16 protein-coding genes are annotated in these 18,907 nt (G+C 69.3%); 10 read left to right on the top strand and 6 right to left on the bottom strand.

Annotated elements, in window-relative coordinates; all coding sequences use genetic code 11:
* Positions 1-2: 2 nt before the first annotated feature.
* Positions 3-1,268: an aspartate kinase gene (locus ON30_RS01345; protein WP_040703514.1), complete on the bottom strand. Its 1,266-nt coding sequence runs from the start codon at positions 1,266-1,268 to the stop codon at positions 3-5.
* A gap of 416 nt (positions 1,269-1,684) precedes the next feature.
* Here ON30_RS01345 and ON30_RS01340 point away from each other — a divergent pair, with 416 nt between their 5' ends.
* Complete coding sequence (locus tag ON30_RS01340; RefSeq protein WP_040703512.1) at positions 1,685-2,089, top strand: secondary thiamine-phosphate synthase enzyme YjbQ; 405 nt, start codon at positions 1,685-1,687, stop codon at positions 2,087-2,089.
* 15 nt (positions 2,090-2,104) lie between these two features.
* Here the strand turns inward: ON30_RS01340 and ON30_RS01335 are convergent, their stop codons facing one another.
* A complete protein-coding gene (locus ON30_RS01335) occupies positions 2,105-2,674 on the bottom strand; it encodes a dihydrofolate reductase family protein (RefSeq protein ID WP_040703560.1) in 570 nt (189 codons plus the stop codon).
* 74 nt (positions 2,675-2,748) lie between these two features.
* Between ON30_RS01335 and ON30_RS01330 the strand changes: the two genes are divergently transcribed.
* The 4 genes from ON30_RS01330 to ON30_RS01315 all read left to right on the top strand — a co-directional run bounded on the left by ON30_RS01330 (position 2,749) and on the right by ON30_RS01315 (position 5,437).
* Positions 2,749-3,321, top strand: coding sequence for a TetR/AcrR family transcriptional regulator (locus tag ON30_RS01330; protein WP_373282469.1), 573 nt, complete (start codon positions 2,749-2,751; stop codon positions 3,319-3,321).
* 70 nt (positions 3,322-3,391) lie between these two features.
* Positions 3,392-3,580 (top strand): DUF1918 domain-containing protein, encoded by a 189-nt coding sequence (locus ON30_RS01325; protein WP_373282467.1) that lies wholly within the window; start codon positions 3,392-3,394, stop codon positions 3,578-3,580.
* 155 nt (positions 3,581-3,735) lie between these two features.
* On the top strand, positions 3,736-4,191 hold the full coding sequence (locus ON30_RS01320; protein WP_040703510.1) for an SRPBCC family protein: 456 nt from the start codon (positions 3,736-3,738) through the stop codon (positions 4,189-4,191).
* Between the two features lie 37 nt (positions 4,192-4,228).
* Positions 4,229-5,437, top strand: a complete 1,209-nt coding sequence (locus ON30_RS01315) for a low temperature requirement protein A (protein ID WP_040703557.1) — start codon at positions 4,229-4,231, stop codon at positions 5,435-5,437.
* Here ON30_RS01315 and ON30_RS01310 read toward each other — a convergent pair whose 3' ends face one another.
* The 4 genes from ON30_RS01310 to ON30_RS01295 form a co-directional block, all read right to left on the bottom strand.
* Positions 5,438-6,289: an ion transporter gene (locus ON30_RS01310; protein WP_245553898.1), complete on the bottom strand. Its 852-nt coding sequence runs from the start codon at positions 6,287-6,289 to the stop codon at positions 5,438-5,440. It lies immediately after the preceding gene.
* 82 nt (positions 6,290-6,371) lie between these two features.
* Positions 6,372-7,991 (bottom strand): GMC oxidoreductase, encoded by a 1,620-nt coding sequence (locus ON30_RS01305; protein ID WP_040703507.1) that lies wholly within the window; start codon positions 7,989-7,991, stop codon positions 6,372-6,374.
* Positions 7,992-8,069: 78 nt separating this feature from the next.
* Complete coding sequence (locus tag ON30_RS01300; protein ID WP_083911074.1) at positions 8,070-9,689, bottom strand: alpha/beta hydrolase; 1,620 nt, start codon at positions 9,687-9,689, stop codon at positions 8,070-8,072.
* 73 nt (positions 9,690-9,762) lie between these two features.
* A complete protein-coding gene (locus ON30_RS01295; protein ID WP_040703505.1) occupies positions 9,763-10,530 on the bottom strand; it encodes a sulfite exporter TauE/SafE family protein in 768 nt (255 codons plus the stop codon).
* 304 nt (positions 10,531-10,834) lie between these two features.
* Between ON30_RS01295 and leuA the strand changes: the two genes are divergently transcribed.
* From leuA to ON30_RS01270, 5 genes are all read left to right on the top strand, one after another.
* Entirely contained in the window at positions 10,835-12,628 is a 1,794-nt protein-coding gene (leuA, locus tag ON30_RS01290) for a 2-isopropylmalate synthase (RefSeq protein ID WP_040703504.1), read from the top strand.
* A 274-nt stretch (positions 12,629-12,902) separates the two neighbouring features.
* Positions 12,903-14,375, top strand: a complete 1,473-nt coding sequence (locus tag ON30_RS01285) for a MinD/ParA family ATP-binding protein (RefSeq protein ID WP_245553897.1) — start codon at positions 12,903-12,905, stop codon at positions 14,373-14,375.
* An 813-nt stretch (positions 14,376-15,188) separates the two neighbouring features.
* Positions 15,189-16,901 carry a hydroxysqualene dehydroxylase gene (locus ON30_RS01280; protein WP_306307292.1) on the top strand — a complete coding sequence of 571 codons (1,713 nt, stop codon included), beginning with the start codon at positions 15,189-15,191 and terminating at the stop codon, positions 16,899-16,901.
* Positions 16,902-16,930: 29 nt separating this feature from the next.
* The gene (locus tag ON30_RS01275; protein WP_040703554.1) at positions 16,931-18,172 is read left to right on the top strand and encodes a Mur ligase family protein; all 1,242 of its coding nucleotides are present in this window, start codon (positions 16,931-16,933) and stop codon (positions 18,170-18,172) included.
* Positions 18,169-18,879: a type 1 glutamine amidotransferase gene (locus ON30_RS01270; RefSeq protein WP_040703499.1), complete on the top strand. Its 711-nt coding sequence runs from the start codon at positions 18,169-18,171 to the stop codon at positions 18,877-18,879. Before ON30_RS01275 ends, ON30_RS01270 begins: the two co-directional genes overlap by 4 nt.
* Positions 18,880-18,907: the final 28 nt, after the last annotated feature.

The following is an 18,907-nucleotide window of genomic DNA, read 5'->3' as shown; positions in this document are numbered from 1 at the left end:
GTCTATCGCCCCGTTCCCGCGTGCACGACCGCGACCTCGTCGCCGCCGAGATCGAACGCCTTGTGCAGCACGCGTACCGCGTCGTCGAGTTCGGTGTCCTTGACCAGCACCGAGATCCGGATCTCGGAAGTGGAGATGAGGTCGATGTTGACCCCGGCCTCGGCCAGCGCCTCGCAGAAGGTGGCGGTGACGCCGGGATGGCTCTTCATGCCCGCGCCGACCAGCGACACCTTGCCGATGTGGTCGTCGTAGAGGACCTGGGCGAAACCGATCTCGTCCTGGTAGCGGGTGAGCAGTTCCACCGCGCGCGACCCGTCGGTCTTGGGCAGGGTGAAGGTGATGTCGGTCTTGCCGGTATCGATCTTCGAGATGTTCTGCAGGACCATGTCGATGTTGATCTCCGCGTCGGCGACGGCGCGGAACACCTTGGCGGCGTAGCCCGGCACGTCCGGCAGTCCGACGACGGTCACCTTGGCCTCGCTGCGGTCGTGCGCGACGCCGGTGAGGATTGCTTGCTCCAAGGGGATGTCCTCCATCGATCCGTAAACGTAGGTGCCCGGCTTGTCGGTGTAGGACGAGCGGACGTGGACGGGCACGTTGTAGCGGCGGGCGTATTCGACGCAGCGCAGCATGAGCACCTTGGCCCCGCAGGCGGCCAGTTCCAGCATCTCCTCGTAGGAGACCTGATCCAGGCGCTGGGCGTCGGGCACGATCCGCGGATCGGCGGTGAACACGCCGTCGACGTCGGTGTAGATCTCGCACACGTCGGCCTCGAGCGCCGCCGCCAACGCTACGGCGGTCGTGTCGGAGCCGCCGCGACCGAGCGTGGTGACGTCCTTGCTGTCCTGGCTGACGCCCTGGAAGCCCGCGACCAGCACGACCATTCCCTCGTCGAGCGCGGACCGCAGCCTGCTCGGGGTGACGTCGATGATCTTCGCCTTGCCGTGCGCGCCGGTGGTGATGACGCCGGCCTGCGAACCCGTGAACGACCGCGCCTCGGCCCCCAGCGAATGGATGGCCATCGCGACCAGCGCGTTGGAGATGCGTTCGCCGGAGGTGAGCAGCATGTCCATCTCGCGGGCGGGCGGCGCGGGCGCCACCTGCTGGGCGAGGTCGAGCAGTTCGTCGGTGGTGTCGCCCATCGCGGAGCAGACGACCACGACGTCGTGGCCCTGTTTCTTCGTTTCGACGATCCGTTCAGCGACGCGCCGGATACGCTCGGCGGTGGCCACCGAGGATCCTCCGTACTTCTGAACCACGAGAGCCACGTCAGGGTCCTCCAAGATCGACAAACAGCAGCTGACAGCAGTCCAGAGTACCGGCCGGATTCCGGAGAACGGGGTGCTACCTCCGCCCTCGCCGTGCGTCGCGACCGGCTCGGCGCGTCGCCGTCGAACTCGGATCGGACGGGGAATCGGCAAAGTCGCAGGGGTGGTTGGCCTTCGGTTCCGTGGCCGCGCCGCTCGGTCGTCCGGGACGGCCCGCGCCCGGGATCGCGCAGGTCACGTCCGTCGCGTGCGGTCGGCGACGAGACCGGAGACCGGTCGGGACCGGTCGCCCCGCACCGCCGAGCCGACACCGCGGCGGCGACGCGAACCGGTCGCCGTGCACGGCTGCGGCGCGCACGTGAGGTAATCCACACCTTTGTACGTCACACCCCGATCCGCGAAAGAGGAGCAGATCCATGAAATCCACCGTGCTGTCCGTGCGTACCGGAGCGACCGAGGTCGTCCACGATCTGACCGACGCGTGCGCGGATTTCGTGGCGGGAGCGGGCGACGGACTGCTGCACGTGTTCGTCCCGCACGCGACGGCCGGTATCGCGATCATCGAACTCGGCGCGGGCAGCGACGACGACCTGTTGGCCGCGCTGCGCGACCTGCTGCCCGCCGATGACCGCTGGCGGCACGCGCACGGGTCACGTGGTCACGGCCGGTCCCACGTGATGCCCGCGCTGATCCCGCCGTACGCCACGGTGCCGGTGCTGGACGGGCGGTTGGCCCTGGGCACCTGGCAGTCGATCGCGCTGGTCGACCTGAACGTCGACAATCCCGACCGCCAGGTGCGCCTGTCGCTGCTCACCGGCTGAGCCGAACCGTCCCGTTCAGACGCGGTCGAACCAGGAGACGATGACGTCACCGAATTCCTGCCTGCGGGTCGGCCGGAACCGGGTCGGGTCGAATCCGCCCGCGACCAGCGGGACGCCCGCGCCCGCGATCACCGGGTAGCTCTTGAGGATCAACTGGTCGATCTCACCGAACAGTTGTCCGGCCAGATCGCCGCCGCCGCAGAGCCAGATGTCGAGGCCCTCCTCTTTCTTGAGTCGCCGCACCAAGCCGAGCGGGTCGGCGTCGACCACCTCGAGGTCGGGGGCGTCGACCGGGCCGAGGCTGCGGGAGACGACGTACTGGCGCAGATGCGCGTAGGGGCTGGTGATTCCCATCGCCACGCCGGGGTCGTAGGTGCCGCGCCCCATGACGAGGGTGTCGCAGTGCCGGTTGGGCGCGTCCGCGATGCCTGCCATCCCCCGGGCCGGGGTGGGCACAAATTCGGGGTAGTCGGCGTGGATCCAGGCGAGCAGGTCGTCGTTGGTCGGGAAGAAGTCGTATTGGCCGTCCGGACCCGCGATGTATCCGTCGAGCGTGACACCCACGTAGTAGACGAGCTTTCGCATGAACCACACCACCTGAACTGTTGTACTCTACTTGAAGTGGTTTGAAGGTAGTACTACAGATGGAGTGGTGTCAAGTGCGGACCAATCCCGAGCGCCGACAGGCGCTGCTCGACGCGTCGATCGAGGTGCTCGCGGCCGAAGGCGCGCGCGGCCTGACCTTCCGCGCCGTCGACAAACAGGCGGGCGTCCCGGCGGGCACCGCGTCGAACTACTTCGCCAACCGCGACGACCTGCTGACCCAGACCGGGGCGCGGTTCTACGAGCGGATCGTCCCGGGCGCGGAGGCGATGACCACCCTGGCCGACGGGCCGCGCACCCGCGAGACGGTCACCGTCCTCATGCGCGAGATCGTCGGACGCCTCGAAGGCGACCGCAGCGGCTACCTCGCCCTGCTCGAACTGCGCCTCGAGGCCACCCGACGGCCGGAACTGCGCGAGGTGCTCACCCGCCGGGTGCGCGAGGATCTGGAATTCAATGTGCGAACCCACCTCGAAGCGGGAATGCCGGGAGACGAGACCTCGGTGGAGTTGCTCTATCTGGCGCTGAACTGGCTCATCGTCGATCGACTGACCCTGCCGGGCGTCTTCGACGAGCGGCGCGGCGAGGAGTTGATCGCCGCGGCGGTGGATCGATTGATCCGGCCGTGAGTCCGCAGCGCGCGTCACAGTCGAGAACGGTGTTGTGACCCGCATCACCAGCGAGGACACTGGAGGCATGATGGCTGTTATCGGAGACCGACTGCACATCCACGGCACCGTGGTCGGACGGGCCGACCATCGCGGCGAGATCATCGACGTGCGCGGCCCCGACGGATCGCCGCCCTATGTGGTGCGATTCGCCGACGGGCACGAGTCGCTGGTCTACCCCGGACCGGACGCGGTGATCGAACACGACGGCGGTAGCTGACCGGCAGCCGCCCTGCCAGGCAACACGGGGTGGTCATTCCGCCCTGCCATTACCCGCCGGTAGTGTCATATCCGAACCGCATCACACGGTTGACGGACCATCATGCGGCTGTGCAGAATCGGCCGAGTTGATCCGCCGGGGGGTGGAGGTATGGCATGCGCACGAAAGTCGATATCCACTTCGGCACCCGGTTGGGGCGTGCGCAGATCTTCGAGGCGTTGGCCGCCATCGAGATGCTGCCGTCCTGGTCGATGTACCAGGACGCGCGGGTCGCCACCCGCGACGAGAACGGCCGCCCGGCCCGGGTCTACGTGACGGCCGACGTGTTCGGCAGCTCCGATCTCCAGGTCCTGGAATACGAGTGGACCCAGGTCCGCTGCGCCTGGCAGGTGGTCGACTCCTCGCGCGGCATCGGCGGCGGCGGGTGGTTCGAGGTCACCGAGGAACCCGAGGAGACCAGGATCTGGTACCGGGCCGAAGTGCACTCCAAAGTGCCGTTACCCGGGCTGGTGATGAAGCGCAAAGTGCAGCGCTGGCACGAGACGGTCGCGCAGAACTTCCTCGAATTCGCCGAGACCTATCCCGAGGCGCAGGACTACCAGGTCCTCTGACCCGCCCGACCGCTCCCAGGGTGCGACGATGTGCACCATGATCGGAAGCAGGAAGGCCCGGTTCCAGCGCCAGGCCGAAACCGGGTCGGTGACCCAGCTCGAGCTGTTCTTCGACCTCGTGCTCGTCTTCGCCTTCACCATGGTCACCGACCTGGCCGCCGAGCAGACCACCGCCAAGAACATGGTGCGCGCGGTGCTGGTGCTCGCGGTGCTGTGGTGGGTGTGGATCGCCTATTCGTGGCTGGGCAACGTGGTCAAGGCCGACGAAGGACTCACCCGGGTCGCGATGTTCGGGGCCATGGGCGGCGGCCTGATCGCCGCGATCACCATCCCGGAGGCGTTCCGCGACATGCCCGGCGGCTGGTTCGGGCCGCTGGTGTTCGCCATCGCCTACATGGTGACCAGGCTGATCCACCTGGGCGTGTTCTACATGGCCAGCGCCGACGACCCGCAGTTGCGCGGGCAGGTCATCCGCTGGAGTCTGGGTTCGATCACCATCGGCACCACGCTGCTGGTGATCGCCGCGACGACCTCGGGCGCGGTGCAGATCGCGCTGTGGGTCGCCGCCATCGCGGGCGACATGCTGTGGACGCTGTTCGCCGGCGAGGACTGGCGGGTCAACTCACCGCACCACTTCGCCGAACGCTACGGGCTGATCATCATCGTCGCGCTCGGCGAATCGATCGTCTCGATCGGCATCGGCGTGGCCGGACTGCCGATCTCCTGGCCCATCGCGCTCGGTTCGCTGCTCGGCCTGGCCATCGCGGGCCTGCTGTGGTGGGCCTACTTCGACGTCGCGGCGCTGTCGGTGGAACACGAACTGGAACGGGCCACCGGGGAACGGCGCGTCAAGATCGCCAGGAACTCCTACACCTACTGGCACTTCCCGATGATCGTCGGCATCATCGCGCTGTCGCTGGGCCTGAAGAAGGTGCTGTACTACGTCGGCGACGCCTCGCACCACACGCTGCGTGACCCGCTGTACGGGATTCCGCTGTTCGCCCTCTACGGCGGCGTGGTGCTGTACCTGATCGCGCTGGTCGGGTTCAAGCACTACGCGACCCGCGAAATCTCCTGGCAGCGTCTGGCCACGGCGGCGGTACTGCTCGCGCTGATCCCGGTGGCCTGCGCGCTGCCCGCGCTGGCCTCGCTGAGCCTGCTCTGCGCGATCCTCGCCGCGCTGATCGCCTGGGAGGTCACCCGCTACGCCTCACCGCGCGAGCAGATCCGGCACGGCGAGCACTGATCAGGGCGCGGGCGGGCGCTTGGTCAGGTGCGCGGCGCGCATCTCGTGCGGGGTGTGGCCGTAGTTCGACGGCTCCACCCGCACCCCGTCCACGACCGCCGCGCGGATCTGGTCGACGTTCTCCCGGATCATGTCAGAGACCAGTTCGTCGGTGCGCGGATCGGCCAGCACCTGGAACACGATGCGGAAGGTGGTGTCGGCGACCAACCGCATGATGTCGTCGTGGAACGGGACGTAGCGCACCACGCCGGCCTGCGGGTCCTTCTTGATCAGCTCGATGATCATCTCGTCCATCTCCGCGCGGTTCTCCTCCAGCGCGGCGGCGATGTTGCGGGTGTAGTGACCGGTGCGCAGGACCTTCGCGACCTCGTCGAGCACGGCGATCGTCATCGGCCGCTTGATGACCTCGACGATGGTGCGCACGAAACGGTTCACCACCGCGGCGGTCACCCGGTCGCCGAGCGCGCGGTCGGCCACCCGGCCCAGGCGCATCGCGATCACCACCACCCGCAGCAGCCGGAACCCGCGGAAGAACGGACTGGTCACCGGGATCATGCCGAGCACTTCGTACCAGTAGACGAACGGGAAGGTCCACGGCCAGCCCGCCCGCCGCCAGCGCCACAGGAACTCCAGCGCGAAGACGCCGCAGATGGTCCAGTCGGCGATCACGACCGCGTGGTAGGTCCGGTCGGAGACGGTGAAGAAACTGACCCACACCACCAGCGCCAGCGAGATCACGGCCAGCACCAGCATCGCCACGTCGGTCCACAGCGCGGGCGGCTTGCGCACCAGACCCGGCCTGGCCGCGTCGGCGGGCACAGGGTCGACGGGTATGGGGGCGGTACCGACCACAGGACAATCCCTTCGAGCCGAACGGTCTCGCCGAGAGTAGCCCGCCGGGCGCGCCCCATTCGCCGAATGCGGCGGCGACCGCTCAGCGACCGGCGCGGATGATCTGCTCGATATTGCGTTCGGCCAGCGCGGTGATGGTCAGCGACGGATTCACGGTGGCGGTGCTGCCCGGTATTGCCGCGCCGTCCATCACGTACAGACCCGGGTGCCCGTGCACGCGGCCGTAGGCGTCGGTGGCCTTGCCGAGCACCGCGCCGCCCAGCGGATGCGCGGTGAACAGCGCGTTCGCGTCGTAGCCGAGCGCGCCGTACTCGAACAGCGCGCCCGCCTGCTCGGCGATGCGGCGGTCGACGGCGCGGGCGACCTCGGTGGTGCGCTCGCGGTCGCGCGTCGACCAGGTCAGCCCGACCCGTCCGCTGGCCGGGTCGTAGCCGAACCGGGTGCGGGCGTCCTCCAACACCATGCCCAGCGAGGCCAGCGCGCCGGTCTCGAACGGGATGCCGGGGATGTACCAGTTCTCCAATGTGACGGGCGCGTCGCGCTCGTCGAAGATGCGGCTCGCGCTCGGCACGCCTTGGCCGAAGCCTCCGACAGCGCTCGCGCCGCGGGCCAACACCACGTCGCCGTTGGTGCCCCAGCCACCCCCGACATGCTCGTTCAGATTCGGCAGCGCCCCGGTCGCCTGGGCGCGGACCAGCAGTTCGGAGGTGCCGATCGAACCCGCGCCGAGGAATAGTCGGTCACAGGTGAGCGTGCGGGTTCCCAGCTGTTCGCCGGTAGGGGCGAGTTTGGTCACCGTGACGGTGAAACGGCCCGTTCCCTCCTGGGCGATGGCGTCGACCCGATGGCCCGGGAACACCGTGGACCTGCCGGTCTCCCGCGCGTACTTCAGATAGTTCTGGTTCAGGTCGAACTTGGCGCCGTTGGAGTTGCCGAGGTTGCTGCGCGCCACGGTCGCCGACGGGCGGGTGCCGCCCGCGAGCTCACCGCGCAGGATGTTCCAGTCGAAGATCGAATCATTGGGCAGCGGTTGGTATCCCGCCTTGCGCACCTGGTCGTCCCAGGCGCGCGAATGGGTGAACGGCGCGGAGTTGTAGAGGTCGGCGGGCAGCGGGTCCAACCGCAGCATCTCGCGGACCCGCGGGTAGTAGACGGCGGCGAGTTCGCCGTAGTCGACCACCCCGCCGAAGACGTGGTCGAACAGTCGTCGCTCGGGGGCGACCATCGCGCCGGTGAAGATCACCGAACCGCCGCCGACCGCCGCCGCCCGCCACACGTCGATGCCGGGATAGGTGGTGCAGTCCAGGACGCCGCCGAAACTGGCGAAGCGCATCGGCACTTTGGTCACGCCGGTGAATTCGGTGCGATGCCAGAAGCCGCGACCGTCGGGGAGGTCGTCGCCGGTGAAGACCTCGCGCCACGGGTCGTTCGGCCAGAGCGAACCCCGCTCCAACACGGTGGTGGCGACCCCGGCTTCAGCCAACCGCAGCGCGGTGACGGCCGCGCCGAATCCCGAACCGACGACGATCGCGGGGGTGTGCTCGGGCGGATCGGCCAGCGGAGCGAACAGTTCCGGAACCCACTCGCGGAACACCGAATACCAGATCGGGTCCGCCGCGGCGGGCCGCGCCGCCAGCGACGGTCCCGCGGCTCCCAGCAACGCCGCGGCGCCCGCCGCCCGGAAAAAGGCGCGTCGGTCCACAGGCCACCTCCCTCATCACGCATGGCCGACGCGCAGATTACCGGGAATCGGGCATGTCGACCACACCGCGGCGAGGGATCAGGAGGGGAACGGCGCCAGGTCAGCGGTGCAGGTGGCGCCGGGGGCCGGTAGCTGGAGATCCACCAGATACCGTTCGCGCAGCCGGGCGGCGCACTCCCCGGACGGGGTGTGGCCGTACCCGTCGGACACCGTGACCAGGCGTGCGTTGACCATCGCCCCCTGGGCGCGCTGGGCGAACACCAGGGGGGTCACCGGGTCGTAGCGGTTGTTCAACAGCATGGCCGGTTTGTCCGAGATCAAGGTCCATGGACCTTCGTAGCGTTGCGGGTAGCCGTCGGCGGGCACCGGCCAGGACGCGCACGGTTCGCGCAGATACCACCACAACGGCCCGAAAACCGGTGCGACGCGCGCGATCTCCGCCGCCGTCGCGGGCCAGGAGTCCGGTCGCATCGGCAGGGTGTGATCGGCGCAGGAGATCGCGGTGAACGCCTCCGCCGATTCGGCCCCGATCGCGGCGGACGACAGGATCTCGCGCACCGCGCCCGCGTCCCCGGCCGCACCGCGCTCCAATTCGATCAGCAGGCGCGCCAACGCGGGCCAGCCTTCCTCGAGGTCGTAGAGCAGCAGCGCGTGCGCCTGCACGGCCTCCCCGTAGCGCACGGTGACCGCCGTCTCCCCGCCGCCGACCGTGATCGGTTCCCGCCGAAGCCTTTCCAGCACCGCGTCGTCGCGGGTTCGCAGGTCCTCGGCGGTGGGCCGGTTCGCGCCGTCGCGGATCGGGTCCATCCCCGGCGATCCGGCGAACGCGCACCGCGAACGCCCCGCCGTCGCGCACGACCGCAGGAATTCGGCCAGCACCTCCTCGGTGCCCACCGCGGTGTCGCTCAACGCCGTGCGGGTGTCGCGGGCGTAACTGTCGGGGTCGATCATCGACGACAGTTGCAGCGCCCTGACCCGCTCACCGAACAGCGCGCCGTAGACGATGCCGAGATAACTGGCGTACGAGCCGCCCTGGTAGGTGAGCAAGGTCTCACCCACCGCGCGGCGCAGCAGGTCCAGGTCGCGGGCCGCGTCGACGGTGGTCAGATGCGGCAGCAGCGCGGAACTGTGGGTGGCGCATCCCTGCGCGAATTCCCGGCTCGCGCGGGCGCTGTCCTGCTCGTCGGCGACCGTGGCGGGCGGCAGCGACGTGGTCGCCGACCAGAACCGCTGCCGCGCCGCGTCGTCGACGAAGCACTTGACCGGCGCACTGCGGCCGACCCCGCGCTGATCGAAGGTCACCACGTCGAACCGGCGACTCACCTCCCCCGGCAGCAGCGGTCCGCTCGCCGCCCGGTCCAACCCGGAACCACCCGGGCCGCCCGCACCCACGAACAGCGACCCGATCCGCCGATCCGGATCGCTCGCGCGCTGGCGCAGAACCGCCAGCGCGATCGTCTCGCCTTCCGGCCGCGCGTAGTCCAGCGGCACCCGCGCGGTCGCGCAGTCGTACCCGGACAGTTCCAGGTCGACGCACGGGGCCCAGTCCAGGGTCGGCGTCGGCGCGGCGTCGGCCTGCGCGACCAGTTCCGCGACCGCCGACGCGTGCTCGGTCACCGGGCCGCAGCCACTCGCCCCGGGCAACACCGCCAGCACCGCCACCGCGATGAGAGTCCTCCACCTGCGCACGTCACTCATCGTCGACCGCCGGAGGGCTCGCGGTCGTCATCCTCGGTGACGACATCCCACCCTGATTTCAGCCACCGCCCGCTCACGCCGTCAGCAACCGGACGACCGCGATCGTGCCCACCACCACGATCACCCCGCGCAGCACCGTCGGCGACAGTCGCCTGCCGACCGTCGCGCCGAGTTGGCCGCCGATGATCGAACCGCCCGCGATCAACGCCACCACCGTCCAGTCCACCTCCGCGACCACGATGAAGATCACCGCGGACACGGCGTTGACCAGCAGCGCGAGCACGTTCTTGACCCCGTTCAAACGCTGGATGTCCTCGTGCACGAAAACACCGAGCAAACCGATCAGCAGCACACCCTGCGCGGCCCCGAAATAACCGCCGTAGATGCCCGTCGCGTACACCGCCGCCAACAGGATCGGGCCGCCGTGCCGCGGCGCGGGCGCGTCGTTGCTCTCCCGCCGCTTCTTCACCCACGCCGCCAACCTCGGCTGCACCACCACCAGCACCAGCGCGACGATGATCAGAACCGGCACGATCGCCTTGAACGCGTCGGGCGGCAGCACCAACAGCAGGATCGCGCCCGTCGTGCCGCCCAACAGCGACGCCGTGCCCAACTGCGCCAACCGGGCGCGCTGACCTGCCAGTTCCCGGCGATAACCGATCACGCCGCTGATCGAGCCCGGCACCAGACCGATCGTGTTCGACACGTTCGCCGTCACCGGCGGGATGCCGAAGGCCAACAACGTCGGGAAGGTGAGCAGCGTGCCCGATCCCACCACGGTGTTGATACCGCCCGCCGCGATCCCCGCGGCGAACACGGCCACCATCTCCAGCCAGGTCATAGCGCACAATCCTTCGACGTCCCGTCGGGCGGTGCCCGTACAAGCGTTCCAGCACCGGGCGCACGAGCCTCCGGTAACCTGATCCGGTTCGGACTGCTCCGACGCTAACGCCCGGCATCCCGACGCCCGACGACGGGACCGGGTTCGGCCGACGACCGCGGCGGAGGTAGAGTGAACGACATCATGCAGCGGGCGCTTCTTCTCGGTCGCCGCGACGGGGTCTGAACAGACCGGCTCCCGTCGCGGGGTTCCGCCACGCCGGTCGACCCTCATACGGGATCAACCCACACCCTGGAGAAATCGCATGTCCCCCGCTGACGTATTCGTCTCCGGTTCGCGCACCATCGCCGCACCCACGAAGCCGGCACCCGCGGACCAGCCCGCCTGGAACACCCAGAAGAACTCGTCCATGCCGACCTACCGCTACCGCCCGTACGCGGAAGAGGTCGAACCCGTCACCGTGGCCGACCGCACCTGGCCCGACCGGGTCATCGACCGCGCCCCCGGATGGTGCGCCGTCGACCTGCGCGACGGCAACCAGGCGCTGATCGACCCGATGAGCCCCGCCCGCAAACGTCGCATGTTCGACCTGCTGGTGCGGATGGGCTACAAGGAGATCGAGGTCGGCTTCCCCTCGGCCAGCCAGACCGACTTCGACTTCGTGCGCGAGATCATCGAAGACGGGGCCATCCCCGAAGACGTCACCATCCAGGTGCTGACCCAATGTCGCGCCGAACTGATCGAACGCACCTTCGAGGCGTGCGCGGGCGCGAGCAACGTCATCGTGCACTTCTACAACTCCACCTCCATCCTGCAACGCAAGGTCGTCTTCCGCGCCGACCGCGACGCCGTCAAGAAGATCGCCACCGACGCCGCCGCGCTGTGCCTGGAAGTCCAGCAGCGCTACCCCGACACCAACTGGCGCTACGAATACAGCCCGGAGTCCTACACCGGCACCGAGTTGGACTACGCCAAGGACGTCTGCGACGCGGTCACCGCGATCATCGCGCCCACCCCCGACAAGCCGATGATCATCAACCTGCCCGCCACCGTCGAGATGGCCACCCCTAACGTCTACGCGGACTCCATCGAATGGATGAGCCGCAACCTGGCCCGCCGCGACTCCATCGTGCTGTCGCTGCACCCGCACAACGACCGCGGCACCGCCGTCGCCGCCGCCGAACTCGGCTACCAGGCCGGCGCCGACCGCATCGAAGGCTGCCTGTTCGGCAACGGCGAACGCACCGGCAACGTCTGCCTGGTCACCCTGGGGATGAACCTGTTCTCCCGCGGCGTCGACCCGCAGATCAACTTCTCCGACATCGACGAGATCCGGCGCACCGTCGAATACTGCAACCAGTTGCCCGTCCACGAACGCCACCCCTACGGCGGCGACCTGGTCTACACCGCGTTCTCCGGTTCGCACCAGGACGCCATCAACAAGGGCCTGGACGCGATGAAAGCCACCGCCGACGCCGCCGAACGCGACGTCGCCGACATCGTGTGGGAAGTCCCCTACCTGCCCATCGACCCCAAGGACGTCGGCCGCACCTACGAAGCCGTCATCCGCGTCAACTCCCAGTCCGGCAAGGGCGGGGTCGCCTACATCATGAAAACCGATCACGGCCTGGCCCTGCCGCGCCGCCTGCAGATCGAGTTCTCCCAGGCGATCCAGAAGATCACCGACGGCGAAGGCGGCGAAGTCACGCCCAAGGAGATGTGGGACGTCTTCCACGGGGAATACCTGTCCCCCATCCGCCCCCTGGAACGCATCCGCCAGAAAGTGACCGCCTCCGAAACCGACGGCGGAGTCGACGCCATCACCGCGGTGGTCAAGGTCGACGGCGTCGAACAAGAAGTCAGCGGCAGCGGCAACGGCCCGCTCGCCGCCTTCATCGACGCCATCGCCACCGTCGGCTTCGACGTGCGCGTCCTGGACTACTCCGAGCACGCGATGTCCGCGGGCGACGACGCCCAAGCCGCCGCCTACGTCGAATGCGCCATCGGCGACAAGGTCGTCTGGGGCGTCGGCATCGCCACCTCGATCACTACCGCCTCGCTGCGCGCGGTGGTCTCGGCGGTCAACCGCAGCGTGTGAGTCGAGTCCCCCCGGGTCGGTCGGCGGCCGGCTCGGGGGGTTCGTGCAAGGTGTACTTCGACCGGGTGGTTAACGCCGGTTGACCAGGGGGGATGGGGGTTTCGGGTTTGGTTTGATCGCCCTGGGTTACCACGAAGCGAGGGGCGGAACCCCGTGCTAGCGTTGGTTCCGCATCCACGCGCCGAGCTCTCTGCTCGAATCCCGAGCAGATGGGGGAACTGTGACAAACAACGACCACAACCCGACCTCTCCGCCCTGGCTGCAGAGTCATTCGGTGGATACGGCCGACGTCACCGCCGAATCGGGGAGCGTCGAGGGCGAGCGGTCCGAAGGCGGCAACGCCGAGAAGGCCAAGGACGCCGGGGATTCCGCTCGCGAAGCCGCGCCGCAGGAGGCGCCCGGCTACGCGGGGTACGCGGGTCAGGCGCCGGGGTATCCGCAGAACTACGGCGGCGGTGAGGGTTTCGCGCCGCCCGCCGAACAGCAGTACGGGTCGCCGTATCCGCCGGGGCAGTTCCCGCAGTACCAGGGCGGTCCGTACCCGTCCGACCCGCAGCCGCCGGCTCCCGAAGCGCCGCAACAGCCTTCGCCGTACGGTGCGGGCGCACCGGACCAGGACGGCCCCATCTACAGCTGGGCTCCGCCGCCGCTGCCCGCGCAGCCGCCCGCGCCGCCGATGTATCAGCAGCCGCAGCCCGGTCCGCAAGGTCCGCCGACGGGCCAGTTCGCGCCGCCCGGTCCCGGTGGGCGTCCGCCGTTCCAGCCGCAGCACGTCCAGCATCCGGGTCAGCCGGGAAATTCGGTCAACGACCTGAATCTGCTGCGCCGGGCCCGTCGAGCGCCGCGCAGCGGATGGCGTCGGGCCGTGCACAAGGCTTCCGGCGGCATGATCAACCCGGGCGAATCCGCCGCCGACATCGTGCACCGCGACCTGGTCGACCGGGTGAACCAACCGGTGCGCGGCGACTACCGCATCGCGATCCTGTCGCTCAAAGGCGGCGTCGGCAAGACCACCACCACCGTCGGACTCGGGTCCACTTTCGCCTCGCTGCGCGGTGACCGCGTCATCGCGATCGACGCGAACCCCGACCTGGGCACGCTCGCCCACCGGGTGCCGCGCCAGACCCGCTCCACGGTCCGCAACCTGCTCGAAGACCAGCAGATCTCGCGCTACTCCGATGTCCGCGCGCACACCTCGCAGGCGCCCAGCCGCTTGGAAGTGCTCGCCTCGGAACAGGATCCGGCCGTCTCGGAAGCGTTCAGCGAAGCCGACTACCGCAAAGCGGTCGGCATCCTGCAATCCTTCTACAACATCATCCTCACCGACTGCGGCACCGGCCTGATGCATTCGGCGATGTCAGGCGTGCTCGACATGGCCAGTTCGCTGGTCCTGGTCACCTCCCCCGCGATCGACGGCGCGCGCAGCGCCTCCGCCACACTGGACTGGCTCGACCACCACGGCTACAGCAAACTGGTGGAACGCACGGTGGTCGTCGTCAACGCCTCACGGCGCGGCGCGTCCACGATCGACCTCGAGCAATTGCGCGGTCTGTTCCTGGACCGCACACGCGCCGTGCAAGTCGTCCCCTTCGACGACCACCTCGCCGAAGGCGCGGAAATCGACCTCGAACTCGTCGGCAAAAGCACCCAACGCGCACTGCTCGAACTCGCCGCGATGGTCGCCGACGACTTCGGCTACATCGCCGCCCAGCAATACCGCAACCAGGGCCCGCCCGGGGTTCACTGAGCTGTGCTTGATTGGCCGCGCTTTCGACGCGGCGTGTTCGCGGCCGAGTGGGGGACGTTGGCCGGTGATGTTGCTTGTGGGGTTTGCCATGCGGCGGGCTTTGGTGGTGACGTCGCCGGTGAGGGGGCGGGCGTTGCCGGATTACGGGTCTCAGGGCGGTGTACCCGGTGTTTGATTGGCCGCGCCTTCGGCGCGGCGTGTTCGCGGCCCCTTATGTCTCGTCGGCCGGCGGGCGAGACTCGCGCCTGCGGCGCATGCGCTTCGCCCACCGGCCGACGAGACGGCCGCGAACGTCGCTCGCAAGACTCGCACCCGGGTCGGGGACGTGGGGTGGGGATGTTGCTTGTGGGGTGTACCGGGCAGGGCAGCGTGAGGTGGGGATATTGCTTGGGGGGTTGTACCGAGCAGTGGCCGGGCGCTTCGCCCGTAGCTGACTGGGCCGCCGCGGACGTTGCTCGTGGGGCTCGTTCCCGGGTCGGGGACGCCAGGCGGTGACGTCGCCTGTGGGGGTTCGCCAAGGGGGCAAGGTCGATGGTGCATGCGCTTCGCTAGTTGGGCTCGCTACCCCGTGGTGACTTCGGTGGGTTCGCTGCGGTGGGGTGGCGGGGGCGGTAGTCTCGGCCCCCGCGGTTCGATGGTGCCCGCGTGCGGGGCGGGTCGGGTCGTCGGATCGTGCCTCTCTACAGTGGGGGCGGCTTGAAGACATGGCGGCGAGGACCGAGCGGCAGAGACTGGGCAGCGAACAAGCGCATGGCAGAACAGCGATGGCCCGTTACGCGGAGATCGATGATTCGCGGCACGATGGCGATGGGGATGGCGACAGCGGGTGCGTTGTCGGCCGGGGTGGTCGGATCGGGGTCGGCGAGCGGCGCTCCGCCGGGCGCGCGGGTCGCGGTGCTGGGCGGCGGGGTGGCCGGGTTGACGGCCGCGCACGAACTGGCCGAGCGCGGGTTCCGGGTCACCGTCTACGAGAAGCGGGCGCTGGGCGGCAAGGCGCGCAGCATCCCGGTGCCGGGCACCGGAGCGGGCGGGCGTCCCGATCTGCCCGGTGAGCACGGTTTTCGTTTCTTCCCGGGCTTCTACCAGCACATTCCCGACACCATGCGGCGGATTCCGTTCGGCGGGAACGCCAACGGGGTGTGGGATAACTTGATCGAACTCACCGAGGCCCGGTTCGCGCGGCGCGACGCCGACGATTTCCGCATCCTGCCGCTGAGTCCGGCCGCGGCCGCCGGCGCGACGCAGGACGCCTTCCAGGAGACGGTCGGCGCGATGATCTCGGCGTCGCTGAACCTGCCCGCCCCGGAGGGGCTGTATTTCGCCAATCGGCTGCTGGTGTTCAACTCCAGTTGCGATGCCCGCAGGCTCGGGCAGTGGGAGCGGATGGGGTGGAACGAATTCGTGGGCGGGCACTCCCGGTCCCACGAGTTCCGCGCGTTGATCTCGCGCGCGCTGACCAGTCTGCTGGTGGCGGCCAAGGACGAGATCGCCAGCGTCCGCACGATCGGCACCATGGGCGAGCAGTTCCTCGGCAACCCGTTCCAGGTCGGCAACGACGGACCGTTGGACCGGGTGCTCAACGGCCCGACGAACGCCGCCTGGATCGATCCGTGGGTCGCGCGGTTGCGCGAGTTGGGTGTGGAGTTCCGCCTCGGCGCGCGGGTGGTCGGCCTGGATGTGCGCGACCGGCGGGTCACGGCGGCCCGGATCAGCGGACCGGACGGCGCGGCCACCGTCGAGGCGGACCATTTCGTGGTGGCGCTGCCGGTGGAGCAGGCGCGCACGCTGTGGTCCCCGGAGGTGCTGGCGGCCTGGCCGGAGCTGGCGGGGATGGCCCACCTCTACGTCGACTGGATGACCGGAATCCAGTTCTACCTGCGTCGACCGGCGACCATCTCGCGCGGGCACACCGCCTACATCGACGCTCCGTGGTCGCTGACCTCGATCACCCAGAATCAGCTGTGGACCCGCAAACTGCCCGAGTACGGCGACGGCACGGTCGCGGACTGCCTGTCGGTGGACATCTCGGACTGGAACACTCCCGGCGTGCTGTACGGCAAGACCGCCAAGGAGTGCACCCACGAGGAGATCGCCCGCGAGACGTGGGCGCAGTTGCGGCAGCATCTGGACGACAACGAGTCGACGTTGCGCGACGCCGACCTGCACTCCTGGTTCCTCGATCCCGGTGTCACCTGGCAGGGCGATCAGCGACGCAATGTCAACGAGGATCCGCTGCTCATCAACACCGCCGGGTCCTGGGAGCATCGGCCGACGGCGCACGGCGGGGTGGAGAACCTGTTCCTCGCGGGCGACTACGTGCGCACCGATGTGGATCTGGCCACCATGGAGGGCGCGAACGAGTCGGCGCGGTCGGCGGTGAACGCGCTGCTGGACGTGGTCGGTTCGGACGCGCCGCGCTGCCGGACCTACCGGATGTATCGCGCGGTGGAGTTGGAGCCGTTGCGCGCGCTGGACGCCGAGCGCTGGGCGGCCGGTCAGCCGAACCTGTTCGACCGGCCCACGTAGAGCGCGTGGTCCGGGGGCCTCGTGCGAGACTGGGCGGCGTGAAGATATCGGTGCGTGGGCGGATCGCCCTGCGGGCGGCGGCGCTGGCGTCGTGGGCCTCGCAGCGCGCGGGCCGCGGCAAGGGTTCGATGATCGGCGGGTTGATCGCGTTGAAGATCGATCCCACGATCATGGATCAGTTGGGTCGCGGGCGGCGCACGGTGCTGGTCACCGGCACCAACGGCAAATCCACCACCACCAGGATGACCACGGCGGCGCTGGCCACCCTCGGCGAGGTCGCCACCCAGGCCGACGGCGCGAACATGGACGCCGGGATCGTCGCGGCGCTGAGCGTGCACCAGGGTGTGGAACTGGCCGCGATCGAGGTGGACGAACTGCATCTGCCACACGTCACCGATTCGCTGAACCCGGCGGCCGTGGTGCTGCTGAACCTGAGCCGTGACCAACTCGACCGGGTCGGCGAGATCAACATGATCGAGCGCAGGCTGCGCGCCGGACTCGCCCGGCATCCCGACACGGTGGTCGTGGCGAACTGCGACGACGTGCTGATCGCCTCGATCGCCTACGACCACCCGAATGTGGTGTGGGTCGCGGCGGGCAGCGGGTGGGCCGTGGACGCGACGAGTTGTCCGCGCAGCGGCGAGCCGATCCTCTGGGAGGGCGCGCACTGGCGCAGTACGGGCACGGATTTCCAACGGCCGGAACCGGATTGGTGGCTCGATGACGACAAGCTGTGCGGCCCGGACGGTCTGCGTCTGCCGTTGACGCTGTCGCTGCCGGGTCGGGCCAACCGCGGCAACGCCGCGCAGGCGGTCGCGGCGGCGGTGGCGTTGGGCGCGGACGCGACGCAGGCGGTCGCGGCGGCGGGCACAGTACGCGAGATCGCGGGCCGCTACCGCACGGTGCAGGTGGGTGAGCACGCGGCGCGACTGCTGCTGGCGAAGAACCCGGCGGGCTGGCAGGAGGCGCTGTCGATGATCGACCCGTCCTCGGCGGGGTTGGTGATCGCGGTGAACGGGCAGGTGCCCGACGGCGAGGATCTGTCCTGGCTGTGGGATGTGCGCTTCGAGCATTTCGAGGGCGTGCAGGTGGTGGCCTCGGGTGAGCGCGCCACCGATCTGGCCGTCCGGTTGACCTACGCCGGTGTCGAGCACACGACCGTGCCCGATCCGGTGCGCGCCATCGCCTCCTGCCCGGCCGGCCACGTCGAGGTGTTGGCGAACTACACCGCGTTCCGCGATCTGAACCGCGACCTCGAGGCGAAGCGATGAGCGAATCGACCCTGCGGATCGGGCTGGTGCTGCCCGATGTCATGGGCACCTACGGTGACGGCGGCAACGCGCTGGTGCTGCGTCAGCGGGCGCGGATGCGCGGTTACGACGCGGAGATCGTGGAGATCACGCTGCCCGATCCGGTGCCGGAGTCGCTGGACCTCTACACCCTCGGCGGCGCGGAGGATTCCGCGCAGCGCCTGGCCACCCGGCACCTGCAACGGTTCCCCGGACTCCAGCGGGCCGCGGGCCGCGGTGCGCCGGTGCTGGCCATCTGCGCGGCGATCCAGGTTCTGGGCCACTGGTACGAGACCTCGGGCGGCGAGCGCGTCGACGGGGTCGGCCTGTTCGACGTCACCACCGCGCCGCAGTCGGTGCGCGCGATCGGTGAGGTGACCACCACCCCGCTGCTCCCCGGCTTGACCGCGCCGCTGACCGGTTTCGAGAACCATCGGGGCGGAACGACACTCGGCAAGGACGCGACCGGGTTGGCGCGGGTCACCCGCGGGGTCGGCAACGGCGTCGGCGATGGTCTGGAAGGCGTCGTGCAGGGTTCGGTGCTGGGCACCTACATGCACGGCCCCGCGTTGGCCCGCAATCCCGAACTCGCCGATCTGCTGCTCACCCGCGCGCTCGGGGTGTCCGAACTCGCGCCGCTGCCGCTGCCCGAGGTGGAGCAGTTGCGGCGGGAACGCCTGCGCGCCTGAGGTTCCCGCCGCCCGATCAGGACGTCGC

The sequence above is a fragment of the Nocardia takedensis NBRC 100417 genome, from assembly GCF_000308695.1.
Taxonomy (GTDB): Bacteria; Actinomycetota; Actinomycetes; order Mycobacteriales; family Mycobacteriaceae; genus Nocardia; species Nocardia takedensis.
This window is presented reverse-complemented; position numbering and strand designations above follow the sequence as displayed.